At 62.2% G+C, this 12,259-nt stretch carries 11 protein-coding genes; 6 read left to right on the forward strand and 5 right to left on the reverse strand.

Annotated elements, in window-relative coordinates:
* Nucleotides 1-46: 46 nt before the first annotated feature.
* The 3 genes from ISS99_RS18955 to ISS99_RS18965 all read right to left on the reverse strand — a co-directional run bounded on the left by ISS99_RS18955 (nucleotide 47) and on the right by ISS99_RS18965 (nucleotide 1,520).
* The gene (locus tag ISS99_RS18955) at nucleotides 47-802 is read right to left on the reverse strand and encodes a Bax inhibitor-1/YccA family protein (RefSeq protein ID WP_204633168.1); all 756 of its coding nucleotides are present in this window, start codon (nucleotides 800-802) and stop codon (nucleotides 47-49) included.
* Nucleotides 803-876: 74 nt separating this feature from the next.
* Nucleotides 877-1,185: a hypothetical protein gene (locus tag ISS99_RS18960; protein ID WP_204633169.1), complete on the reverse strand. Its 309-nt coding sequence runs from the start codon at nucleotides 1,183-1,185 to the stop codon at nucleotides 877-879.
* Between the two features lie 11 nt (nucleotides 1,186-1,196).
* Complete coding sequence (locus ISS99_RS18965) at nucleotides 1,197-1,520, reverse strand: YbjQ family protein (protein ID WP_204633170.1); 324 nt, start codon at nucleotides 1,518-1,520, stop codon at nucleotides 1,197-1,199.
* 159 nt (nucleotides 1,521-1,679) lie between these two features.
* Here ISS99_RS18965 and ISS99_RS18970 point away from each other — a divergent pair, with 159 nt between their 5' ends.
* The 3 genes from ISS99_RS18970 to ISS99_RS18980 all read left to right on the forward strand — a co-directional run bounded on the left by ISS99_RS18970 (nucleotide 1,680) and on the right by ISS99_RS18980 (nucleotide 5,080).
* A complete protein-coding gene (locus ISS99_RS18970) occupies nucleotides 1,680-4,391 on the forward strand; it encodes a M16 family metallopeptidase (RefSeq protein ID WP_204633171.1) in 2,712 nt (903 codons plus the stop codon).
* A gap of 124 nt (nucleotides 4,392-4,515) precedes the next feature.
* Nucleotides 4,516-4,815, forward strand: coding sequence for a type II toxin-antitoxin system RelB/DinJ family antitoxin (locus ISS99_RS18975; protein WP_204633172.1), 300 nt, complete (start codon nucleotides 4,516-4,518; stop codon nucleotides 4,813-4,815).
* Nucleotides 4,802-5,080 (forward strand): type II toxin-antitoxin system RelE/ParE family toxin, encoded by a 279-nt coding sequence (locus ISS99_RS18980; protein ID WP_204633173.1) that lies wholly within the window; start codon nucleotides 4,802-4,804, stop codon nucleotides 5,078-5,080. The genes ISS99_RS18975 and ISS99_RS18980 overlap by 14 nt, the downstream gene beginning before the upstream one ends.
* A 28-nt stretch (nucleotides 5,081-5,108) precedes the next feature.
* Here ISS99_RS18980 and ISS99_RS18985 read toward each other — a convergent pair whose 3' ends face one another.
* Complete coding sequence (locus ISS99_RS18985) at nucleotides 5,109-6,347, reverse strand: MFS transporter (RefSeq protein ID WP_204633174.1); 1,239 nt, start codon at nucleotides 6,345-6,347, stop codon at nucleotides 5,109-5,111.
* A 132-nt stretch (nucleotides 6,348-6,479) separates the two neighbouring features.
* Here ISS99_RS18985 and ISS99_RS18990 point away from each other — a divergent pair, with 132 nt between their 5' ends.
* Both ISS99_RS18990 and ppk1 read left to right on the forward strand, forming a co-directional pair.
* Nucleotides 6,480-7,265 (forward strand): AraC family transcriptional regulator, encoded by a 786-nt coding sequence (locus ISS99_RS18990; RefSeq protein ID WP_204633175.1) that lies wholly within the window; start codon nucleotides 6,480-6,482, stop codon nucleotides 7,263-7,265.
* A gap of 123 nt (nucleotides 7,266-7,388) precedes the next feature.
* Complete coding sequence (gene ppk1, locus ISS99_RS18995; RefSeq protein WP_204633176.1) at nucleotides 7,389-9,545, forward strand: polyphosphate kinase 1; 2,157 nt, start codon at nucleotides 7,389-7,391, stop codon at nucleotides 9,543-9,545.
* A 53-nt stretch (nucleotides 9,546-9,598) separates the two neighbouring features.
* Here ppk1 and ISS99_RS19000 read toward each other — a convergent pair whose 3' ends face one another.
* Nucleotides 9,599-10,156: an NADPH-dependent FMN reductase gene (locus ISS99_RS19000; protein ID WP_204633177.1), complete on the reverse strand. Its 558-nt coding sequence runs from the start codon at nucleotides 10,154-10,156 to the stop codon at nucleotides 9,599-9,601.
* Nucleotides 10,157-10,456: 300 nt separating this feature from the next.
* Between ISS99_RS19000 and ISS99_RS19005 the strand changes: the two genes are divergently transcribed.
* Nucleotides 10,457-12,214: a sensor domain-containing diguanylate cyclase gene (locus ISS99_RS19005; protein ID WP_284343687.1), complete on the forward strand. Its 1,758-nt coding sequence runs from the start codon at nucleotides 10,457-10,459 to the stop codon at nucleotides 12,212-12,214.
* Nucleotides 12,215-12,259 lie beyond the last annotated feature (45 nt).

Genomic DNA, 12,259 nt, shown 5'->3' on the forward strand with positions numbered 1-12,259 from the left:
CCTCGCATTGCCCCCTCTCCCCGTTGGGGAGAGGGGAAAACGAGGATCAGCGGCGTGCCTTGGAAAGCAGCCGCAGCAATTCCATGTACAGCCACACCAGCGTCACCATCAAGGCGAACGCCCCGTACCATTCCATGTACTTCGGGGCGCCCTGCTGGGCGGCCCGGTCGATCATGTCGAAGTCCAGTACCAGGTTCAGTGCCGCCAGACCGACCACCAGCAGGCTGAAGCCGATGCCGATCGCGCCAGTCTCGTGGATAAAGGGAAGCTGGATGGACGTAAAGGCACGCAAACCGATATCCACCAGATACAACAGCGCAATGCCGCCGGTCGCGGCGACCACACCCATGCGGAATTTGTCGGTCACCTGGATCCAACCGGAACGGTAAGCCACCAGCATCACCGCCAATACGCCGACAGTCAGCATCACTGCCTGCATCACGATGCCCGGAAAGCGCAAATTCATCATGGCAGAGATGCCACCGAGCGCAAAGCCTTCGGCAATGGCGTAGAGGGGCGCGGTAATACCCGCCCAGCGTCGCGCAAAGGTGGTCACCAGCGCCAACACGAAACCAGCCACCAGGCCACCCCACATAAAGGGACTGACCGCTGCCAGGGCAACACTCACGTCACCGCCTGCAGCCACGTCGGCAAAACGCTGCCACGTCCAGCCGCCGGTGATCACCGCCAGCACCAGCAGCAACGCGGTGCGCGTGATGGTGCCGTTCAAGGTCATGCGCTCGCCCGTGACGGGCAGCCCCTGAAACGCCTTTTCGCGCAATACCGGATTTCCTGAAGGCATGAATGCTCCTTTATAGCTGTGTATTCAAACGAACCAAGGTGGGTGATGCTATCCGATGTGCCGATAGCCTGGCGTTAATGCGGGGGCATCTGCTCATCGACCACGATGTAATGGCGCTCGCCACGCTGCGGGTCGAAATAGACCGCCGTCAGCTGCCCGCTGCCGGGGTCGATGAAACGCTCACCGGTATCTTTCCAGCTTGGGTCCGGTCCGGTACGCATCAGCGGCTTGTAGCGCCAGCGCTCGATCGCCAGCCCGACCACCAGCAGCAACCCGCCAACCAGCAACTGCGGCAGCAGCACCACGAACAGGCCGGTCAGCAAGGCGATGCCCGCGCCAAGCAGCAACACACCGCCCAATACATACAAGAACATCGGCAGCACGGCGATGCGGCTCAGGTCGGCGGGTCCAGCACGACGGCGGTGCCATAAGCGACGATTTCGCTCATGGTCTGGCCGATTTCGGCGGAGTCGAAACGCATCATCAAGACGGCATTGGCACCCATCGCCTTGGCGTTGGACACCAGCCGGTCCAACGCATGGCGGCGTGCTTCCTCCAACATCTGCGTGTATTCGTGGATTTCGCCGCCAACCAGCGAACGAAGGCCGGCCATCACGTTGCCGCCGATACCGCGGCTGCGCACCACCACGCCAAATACCTGCCCCTTGACCTGGACCACCTGATGGCCCGGCACGTTTTCGGTCGTCACTACCAACATGGTTCGACTCCTCCTCGTGGGATCTCACGACATGCCGGCAAGATACCCCTGCCCAGGGTTTCTCGATAGTGGCCCCGCACGAGCTTCCGGCACGTAGGCGGTTGCCGGGCACTATGGCACCATCGAACGGTCTACCGTTGTCCACGCAAGGAATGAAACATGATGTCCAAACCCTTCAAGACATTGGCATGGAGCGTGATGCTGGGCCTCGGCCTCGCCGCCGCCGGACTGCCGGCCCGCGCCGATGCGCCCGTCTCCTCGCAAGCCGTTGCCAATGACGGCAAGGTTTTGCACGCCACCCTGGACAACGGCCTGCGCGTGGTGATCGTGCGCGAAACGCTCTCGCCGATGGTCACCACCCAGATCACCTATCTGGCCGGCGGCTACCACACGCCGCAAGGCCTTCCAGGTACCGCGCACGCGCTCGAACACATGATGTTCCGCGACAGCCAGGGCATGACCGGCGCGCAGCTCAATGAGATGACGGGCAAGATGGGCGCGGACAACAACGCGTTCACCACCAACGACGCCACCCAGTATTATTTCGTGGCGCCGTCGAACTACCTGGACATCCTGCTGCACATCGAATCCTCGCGCATGGAAGGCGCATTGCTCACGCAGAAAGACTGGGACCGCGAGCGCGGCGCGATCGAGCAGGAAGTCTCGCGCGACATCTCCGATCCGGGTTACCTCGCCTTCCAGAAAGCCGAGCGCATCCTGTACGCAGGTACCGGCTACGAAGAAGATCCGCTCGGCACACGCCCGTCCTTCGACAAGACCACGGCCAAGGACCTGCAAAGTTTCTATGACGCCTGGTATGCGCCAAACAATGCGCTGCTGGTGATCGTCGGTGACGTGGACCCGCAAAGCACGCTGGCCAAAGTGCAGACACTGTTCGGCAAGATTCCGCAGCGCAAGTTGTCCGAGCCCGCCAAGCTCGCATTGCAGCCGGTGAAATCGGAAACGATCAGCGCCACCACGCCGCAAGGCACCGGCTCAGTGCAGTTCCTCTACCGCATGCCCGGCATGAAGGACAAGGACAACGCCGCCGCGCAGGTTCTACTGGATGTGCTCAACAACGCGCGCAGTTCGCTCAGTGCGCTGGCCGTGCAGGGCAAGGTGCTGAGCGCCGATGCGCAATTGCAGCCATTCAGCAACGGCGGCATCGGCGCGATCGAAGTCGGCTTTCCCAAAGGCGGCGATGCGAAACAGGCGAAAGCCGATCTGGAAGGCGTGATCGCCGATCTGTTGAAGAACGGTGTGCCGGCGGATCTGGTCGAAGCCTCCAAGCGCGCCGAGATCGCACAAGCCGAATTCAACAAGAACAGTGCCGTGACACTGGCCAGCGCCTGGTCGCAGGCGATCGCGTGGATGGGCCTGCAATCGCCCGAAGAGGCCGAACAGCAGATCCGCAACGTCACCGTGGACGACGTCAACCGCATCGCGCGCGAATACCTGAAGCCGGACCAGCGCGTCACCGTGGTGCTCACCTCCGACAACAACGGCCAGCGTCCGCCGGACAGTGCCGGCTTCGGCGGCTCAGAAAACTTCGCAGGCAACGACAAGCTCGATGCGCCGCTGCCGGAATGGGCATCCGAAAAACTGAGCAAGCTGGAAATGCCGCGCTGGACCCTGGCTCCCGTGGAAATGAAACTGGACAACGGCATCCACCTGATCGTGCAGCCGGAAAGCATCAGTAAGACGGTGACGGTACTGGGGCACATCGACAACAACCCCAAATTGCACGAGCCCGCCGGGCAGGAAGGCGCTGCACGCTTGTTGTCCACCCTGTTCGATTACGGCTCCACCACACTGGATCGCGATGCTTTCCACAAGGCATTGGATGACATCTCCGCGTCGGAAAACGGCGGCACCGATTTCGGCGTGGCCGCCCTGAGCGATCATTTCGACAGCGCCATGCAACTGCTGGCCGACAACGAATTGCATCCGGCCCTTCCGCAGCAGGGTTTTGCCGTGCAACAGGAGACCCTCGCACGCACCCTGGCCGGCGAAATGCAGTCTCCGCAATACAAGATGATGAAGGGCCTGATGGAAGGCATGTTGCCCAAGGGCGATCCCGATCTGCGCCGTGCCACGCCCGAGACGGTCAACAAGCTGAGCCTGCAGAACCTCAAGGATTACTACGCCAAGACCTATCGTCCCGACCTCACCACCATCGTGGTGGTGGGCGATGTGACGCCCGAGCAGGCCAAAGCCACAGTGGAACGCTACTTCGGCTCGTGGAAAGCCTCGGGACCGAAACCGGATGTGATTTCCAAGCCGGTACCGGTGAACCCGCCCGGCTACGCCGTCATCGACAACCCGTACGCCTCGCAAGACCAGGTGCTGATGGGACAGATGCTCGAGCTCAACATGCACAATCCGGATCGCTACGCCCTGCAGCTCGGCAATGACGTACTCGGCGGCAACGGTTTCGCTTCACGCCTGATGGCCGATATCCGCGTCAAGCACGGCTACGCCTACGGCGCAGGCTCGGGCATGCGTTTCGACCGGTCGCGCTCGATGTTCTTCGTGCAATACGGCAGCGACCCGGACAAGGTCGCACCGGTCGACGGCCTGGTGCGCCAGAACCTGCTGGACATGCAAACCACGCCGATCAAGGACGATGAACTGACCAACGCCCGCCAGTACGAAATCCGCTCCATTCCGGTAAGCGTCGCCAGCGTCAACAGCATCGGGCGTTCGTTGCTGAGCTGGGCCTGGCACGGCGAACCACTGAACCAGCCGATGGTCGCCGCCAAATACTTCATGGAACTCACGCCAGAACAGGTGCAGGCCGCCTTCAAGAAATATCTCAAGCCGCAAAACCTGACCCAGGTGGTGCAAGGCCCCACGCCTGCGAAACACTAAGCTTCCCGCCTTCATGAAAAAGCAAACGGCCCGCCTCAAGCGGGCCGTTGTGCATTGCCACCCCGAAGCCCGACCGTATCTCTTTTGAGATACAATGACGCCTCGCGTTCAAGGAGACGTCGCCGTGCCCTCTCATACCTCGATGTTGCACGTCCGCATCGACGACGATCTAAAAAGTGCCGCAGCGGAAAAGCTCGCTCGTTTGGGCCTGACCATCTCCGATGCCGTGCGCATTCTGCTCACCCGTGTAGCCCACGAAGGCGCCCTGCCCCCAGGGTTCACGGCCGATCCGGCCGCTTACGATGCCTGGTTTCGTGAAAAGGTGCGCGAAGCGCTCGCCGATCCTGGCCCTACCCACTCTCAGCAGCGCGTCATGGATGACACTCAAGCGCTTATCGACAGGAAGCGTCGTGCTCGCCGTTGAATGGAAGGAATCAGCTCGCGCCGACCTGCTGGCGATCGTCGATTACATTTCCGATGACAATCCTGACGCGGCCCAACGTCTGAAGGACGACATCGAAGCAAAAACATCAGAACTCCCTCTGCATCCGGATAACTATCGTCACAGCCGCGTAGCCGGCACCCGGGAAATGGTGGTGCATCCCAACTACATCGTGGTGTATGCCGTGGACGCACGCGCCATATCCATCTTGCGCGTGCTGCATGCTGCGCAGATGTGGACCGCTTGAGCGAGGACGAGACCGCTTGCCTACGCCTTCATGCCTTGGCCAAAGCGCGCCTGGGCTTTTCCAGATCCGGCAAAAACAACGCCAGCGCACCGATCAGCGGCAGATAAGCGCACAACTGATACACGTAGTCGATGCCGCGTACATCCGCCACCTGCCCCAGCACGGCGGCACCGATGCCGCCCATGCCGAACGCAAGGCCGAAAAACAGGCCCGACACCATGCCCACCCGGCCGGGAATCAGTTCCTGCGCATAGACCAGGATGGCCGAGAAAGCCGAGGACAGAATCAGACCGATCACCACCGTCAGCACGCCAGTCCAGAACAGGTTGGCGTGCGGCAGCGCCAGCGTGAAGGGCGCCACGCCCAGGATCGATACCCAGATCACCCACTTGCGCCCGATGCGATCGCCCACCGGACCGCCGATCAACGAACCGGCTGCCACCGCGAACAGAAACACGAACAGATGCACCTGCGCGTTCTGCACAGAAACGCCGAACGTGTGCATCAAGTAGAACGTGAAATAGCTGCTGATGCTGGCCAGATAAAAATATTTGGAGAAGATCAGCAAGCCCAGGATGGACAGGCACATCACCACCTTGCCGCGGCTCAATGCTTCGCCGGCGACGTGCCGCACCGCCTTGTTGCGTGCAACGTGATGCAAGCGGTACCAGCGGCCCACCTGCAGCAACACCACCATGGCCAACAATGCCGCCAGCGAGAACCAGGCCACGCTGCCACGGCCGTGCGGCACGATGATCCACGCCGCCAGCAAGGGACCCAGCGAAGAACCGGTGTTGCCCCCGACCTGGAACAGGGACTGCGCCAACCCGTGCTGCCCGCCCGAGGCCAGGCGGGCCACGCGCGAAGATTCCGGATGGAATACCGAAGAACCGGTACCAACCAATGCCGCAGCCAGCAGCAGCAGTGGGAAATTCGGCGCTACGGCGAGCAACAGCAAACCGCTCAGGGTGAAGCCCATGCCCACCGGCAAGGAGTACGGCATCGGCTTGCGGTCAGTGAACATGCCGACCATCGGCTGCAGCAGCGAAGCGGTGATCTGGTAAGTCAGCGTGATCAGGCCGACCTGGCCGAAACTGAGATGGAAGCCGCTCTTGAGGATCGGGTAGATCGCCACGATCAGCGACTGGATCATGTCGTTGAGCAGGTGCGAGAAGCTGATCGCCCCCAGGATGGTGAAATCCGTACGCCCGGTCGCGTGGGCCGGCGCTTCCGACGGCAGTGAAACCGTTTCGGCTGAGTTCTGCATAGATGCTCGAAGGTTGGGGATAGGGCGAGATTGCCTCGCCATGGTTGTCACCTTAAAGTAGGCCTCGTCGGCCTGCATGCACTATCGGGTCAACTTCTGTAGAAATCGGGCCAAACGCGAGGCCATGTACCGATGCGTAACACCCGAATCTTTGGCTACGAGGACACGCCGCGCGACGTGCTTGCCTCGGGCAACGACTACGCTTCCGGCACGATTCTGCCGCGCCACGTGCACAAGCGCGGGCAATGCCTGTACGCCATCACCGGCGTACTGACTGTCACCACCACAGAAGGCACCTGGGTGGTGCCCAGCCGGCGCGCACTGTGGATTCCGCCGGGGGTGGAGCACGCCGTGCACATGGGTGGCCCCACCAGCACGCGCAGCGCCTATCTGCAGCCCGCCGTGGCCGGCAATGCAGGCCTGCCGGAGCATTGCTCGGTGATCAGCGTATCGCCCTTGCTCCATGCCCTGCTTTCCGAGGCCGTGGACCTGCCTACCGAATACGAGCTGGGCGGCCGCCACGATCGCCTGATGTGTCTGCTGGTGGACGAAATCGCCCGCATGCCCACCCTGCCCCTGAGCACCCCGCTGCCGCAGGAACCGCGCCTGGCCAGGCTGTGCCGCGCGCTGATCCAGTCGCCATCGCTGGAAATCGACATCGACACCATGGCGCACAAGGCCGACATGAGTCGCCGCAGCTTCACCCGGCTGTTTCGCGAACAGACCGGCATGAGCTTCAGCAGTTGGCGCCAACAAGCCTGCCTGCTGGCGGCGGTGGCACGGTTGGGCCGCGGCCAGTCGGTAACCCAGGTGGCGATCGAACTGGGTTACAGCAGTACCAGCGCATTCACCGCTGCATTTCGGCGTACGCTGGGTGCCGCGCCCAGTCATTACCTGCTGCCACGGGACGCCTCGTGAAGAGGCGTGACAACCGCTTGATGTCACATTCGCGTCAACGCCATGCGGCAGCATGTCAGCATCGCGACGCCGCCGCAGGGGTGCGGTATCGCCTTCCACCGCCGGTTACCGGATGATGTCTCGATGAGCAAACGCAACGATCAGGACGCCATGTCCGCTGCCAGCGCCACCGCGCCGGAAGTCGCCCCCGCACCGGCCGTCGATTTCAATGACAAGGCCTATTACCTCCATCGCGAACTGTCGCAACTGCAGTTCAACAACCGTGTACTGGAGCAGGCGCTGGACGAACGCACGCCGCTGCTGGAGCGGCTGAAGTTCCTGTTGATCTTTTCCAGCAACATGGACGAATTCTTCGAGATACGCGTGGCCGGCCTGAAGGGGCAGCTGGCCTACGGACACGAGATCGTCGGCCCGGACGGCATGACGCCCAAGCAGGCGCTGGCGGAAATCAGCGACATCGCGCACCGGCAGATCGCGCGGCAGTACGCCATTCTCAACGAGCGGCTGCTGCCCGAACTGGATCAGCACGGCATCCGCATCGTGCGGCGCGAAAGCTGGTCGAGCGTGCAGAAACGCTGGGTGCAGCGCTACTTCCGCCAGGAAGTGGCGCCGATGATGACGCCGATCGGACTGGACCCCACCCACCCGTTTCCGCTGCTGGTGAACAAGAGCCTCAATTTCATCGTGGAGCTGGAAGGCGTCGATGCCTTCGGGCGCGACTCCGGCCTGGCGATCCTGCCGGCGCCACGCGTCCTGCCGCGCATCATCCGCCTGCCGCCCGAAGCCTGCGATGGCGGCGAAAACTACGTGCTGCTGTCTTCGATCATCCATGCCCATGCCGAAGAACTGTTCCCCGGCATGGAAGTGCGCGGCTGCTATCAGTTCCGCCTGACCCGCAACGCCGACCTCACCATCGATCCGGAAGAAATGGACGATCTGGCGCGTGCGTTGCGCGGCGAACTGTCCTCGCGCCGCTTCGGCGACGCGGTGCGGCTGGAAGTAGCCGACAACTGTCCCAAGCCGCTTACCGACTACCTGCTCAAGCAATTTGGCCTCACCGAGGCGGAGCTGTACGAGGTGAACGGCCCGGTCAATCTCACCCGCCTGTTCGGTATCGTCAGCCGCAGCGAAAACCCGCAGTTGCAATATCCCCCCTTCGTACCGGCGATCCCCAAGGCCCTGAAGAAAGCGGAGGATCTGTTCCAGGTCATCGGCAAGCAAGATGTGTTGCTGATGCACCCGTATGAATCCTTCGCCCCGGTGGTCGACCTGGTGCGCCAGGCCGCGAAAGATCCGGCCGTGCTGACCATCGAGCAGACGCTGTACCGCACCGGCGCCAACTCCGAAATCGTCGATGCACTGGTGGAAGCGGCACGCGCAGGCAAGGAAGTGATCGCGGTGGTCGAATTGCGCGCGCGTTTCGACGAAGAATCCAATCTCGGCCTGGCCACGCGCCTGCAACAGGCCGGCGCCGTCGTTATCTACGGCGTGGTCGACGTAAAGACCCACGCCAAGCTGATGCTGATCCAGCGCCGCGAAGGCGAGAAACTGGCGCGTTACGCGCACTTGGGCACGGGCAACTACCACAGCGGCAACGCGCGCCTGTACACCGACTACAGCCTGCTTACTTCCGATCCGGCGTTGTGCGAAGACGTACACAAGCTTTTCAGCCAGCTCACCGGCATGGGCAAGCTGCTCAAGATGAAGAAGCTGCTGCATGCGCCGTTTACGTTGAAGAAATCGCTGCTGGAAATGATCGCCCGCGAGCAGGCACACGCCGAAGCCGGCAAGCCTGCGCACGTGATCATCAAGGTGAATGCGCTGACCGACGCGAAAATGATTCGTGCGCTATATAAAGCCAGCAATGCCGGCGTGAAGATCGACCTGCTGGTGCGCGGCACGTGCTGCCTGCGGCCATGCATTCCCGGCGTATCGCAGAACATCAGCGTGCGCTCCATCGTCGGCCGCTTCCTGGAGCACAGCCGGGTCTACTGGTTCGCCAATGACGGCGACGAACGCATGTACCTGGCCAGTGCCGACTTCATGGAGCGCAATCTCGACCGCCGCGTCGAAACGGCCTTCCCGATCGAAGACCGCAAGCTGCGCCAACGCATTCGCAAGGAACTGGATATCTACCTGGCCGACAACACCACCGCCTGGCAATTGCAGGCCGATGGCCAGTACACGCGACTGCAACCGCTGGACGGACAACACCCTCACGACGTGCAGCAACAATTGCTCGAGAAATATTGCGGCGTCGGTGGCCTGGTAGTGCGTTGATTCAACGCTTTCGCCCTCATCGCCAAGCGGCGAGGGCGCGACAAGCTGGAAAATCAGGCACCAACGAACTTGCGCACCCAGGCAACGTAGCGGTCGACAAACCCCTGCAGGAATTTCTGCGTGCCCTCGACGCTGACGTGGCCATCGGCATCGATCAACCCTTCGGTGAACTTAACGTACACCTCCGGTTGCGCGAGCAGCAAAACGTCCAGGTAAGCCAGCACGTTGCGCAAGTGTTGCTGCGCCAGGGCCGTGCCGGTAGCGCCAATCGACGTGCCGATCATCGCGCCCGGCTTGCCGGCAAACGCGTTGGTGCCGTAAGGACGCGACGCGACGTCGATGGCGTTCTTCAGCACGCCGGGAATCGAGCGGTTGTATTCGGGTGTCACAAACAGCAATGCATCGGCCGCCTTGATCTGGTGCTTTATCCCCTGGCACATCGACGGATAGTCGTGATCGAAATCCTGGTCGTAGAGCGGCAAGTCGCCGATCGATATGTGCTCGAACGAAAAATCGGCCGGGGCCAACCGCTCCACGGCCCGCGCCAACCTGCGATTGATCGAGTCCTTGCGCAGACTGCCGACCAATACCGCGACCTTGATGGCTGCCATGGCTCCTCCTTCCCGGGTGATAAACCTGACCTAGCCTGTCACACCCGGTCGCAGCTTGGCAAAACGACGTCCGCTGCTCGTGCAATTTCCCGTAAAAAATCCTACCCCGGGTGCTGGCACGTACCCTGCATATTCTTGGGCTGAATTCGTCGCCGAACGTTCCATCTCGCCACGAGTAAGTCCACCATGGCGATGTTGTCGGCGATTATGAACCGGCGACCGCAACGACTGTGCGACGACCGGGTCCAGGCCAACGCCAGCCAGCACGGGTGCGGGGCCACTTCAGGATAAGGAGCTGGGGTGACTGGGGACGTATTGCGAAAAGGCTGGCGCGCACGCAGGTGGCTGATCGCCGCCCTGCCGCTGATGTGGCTTTTGTGGTTCTCCTTGCTGCACGCCGGCACGGCGGCCCCCTTGCGCGGTGCCTGGCGCGAAGCGGCACGAGGCGATACGCCTGCGCAGATCCTCAACGCTTTCGGGCATGGCGCGCTGAAGGCTTTCAACCCTTCGATGCTGCAGTGGTTCCCGCGCGACGAACTGGGTGCTTGGGTGGTGCTGCAGCCTGGCCCGCCCAGCGCCGACGAAGAACGCGTATTGTCGATCTACCCGGCCCCGATGGGAGAGGTCACGCTGTTCGAAGGCAAAAGCCCGCCACGCACCCTCGCCCTGGACGACTTCACCGCACCCTTGCATGGACACGGTCGGCTGGCATTCCGCTTGAGTGTGGATCGAGAGCAGACCGCACCCATTCTGCTCAAGTTCGAGCCCAGCAGCACGGTCAGCGCACCGGAACGCTTCGAACTGCAGAGCATGGACGACTATTTGCAGCAAGACGCCAGCTGGCTGAGCTTCGCCGCAGCGTGTTTCGCCGTGATGGTGGCCATGGCGCTGATGGCCTCATGCTTCGCCGTCATGCTGCGCGACGTGACATTCGCCTGGTACACCGGCTACATGCTTTGCTATGTCCTGGTGCAAAGCATCCAGACGGGATTCTTGTTTCATCCGCTGGGGGCGAGCTGGCTGGCCGGATCGGAACTGCTGGTGGGAGCCTCGGCAACGGCGTTGTCGGTATCGTTTGCCGCACTGTTTGCCAGCCGGTTCTGCGATCTATCGCGCTACACGCCCTTCTTGCGCATCCCGGTGATTGCGCTCGGCGTGGCCATGCCGCTGATCGTGGTGCTGCGCTGCAGCCAAATTCCTGCACTGATGGACATGGCCAAGGTACTGGTCAATCCCGTGCTGATACTCGGCGCCGTACTGCTGCTCTGCACGGCATTGATGGCGGCGTTTCGCGGATCGCGCCCGGCCTGGTTTTTTCTGCTCGGCTGGACCCCGCTACTGATATTGACCGCCATGACCAGCGCACAGGTAACCGGGGCCTTGCCCAAACTGGACTGGCTCAACGACGCCAGTATCGCCATGGGCGCCTTCGAAGCCGTCGTGCTCTCGCTCGGTTTGGCCGATCGCGCATTGACGATGCGCCGCGATCGCGACAGCGTTCGCGTGCTGGCCGATCGCGATCCGCTCACCAACCTGCTCAACCGCCGCGCTTGGACCGAGGCAGCCAATCGCATGCTGGCCGACGCCATTGAGGAAGGCCAGCCGATCGCTTTGCTGTTCATGGACATGGATCATTTCAAGGCGCTCAACGACCATCAGGGTCATGCGGCGGGCGATCGGGCGCTGGTCTCGGTAGCCGACATCCTGAGCAGCGAATTGCGCCCCTCCGACTTGCTGGGCCGCTACGGCGGCGAGGAGTTCGTCGCCATGCTGCATGGCGTCCACCAGGAACAAGCCATGCAGGTCGCCACGCGCCTGTGTCGGCGCGTGCATCGACTGGACATTGCCGTGGATCAACGGGAGTTGCTGCTCAGCGTAAGCATCGGCCTGGCGATGCGCAGTCTGGGTGATACGCTGGAAACGCTGGTCGAGCGCGCTGACCAGGCGATGTATTACGTAAAGCTCAACGGGCGCAATCACGCGCATACCTTCGAGCGGCGGGCGGAAATGAGCGGCTCACATCACAAGCCGCATTCCGCGCACGAGCAAAGCCGGTGAGTTGGGCTACTCCGGGCTTGATCCGGAAGTAACCCAACCGACTCG

It is taken from the genome of Dyella mobilis (assembly GCF_016904945.1).
GTDB lineage: Bacteria > Pseudomonadota > Gammaproteobacteria > Xanthomonadales > Rhodanobacteraceae > Dyella_B > Dyella_B mobilis.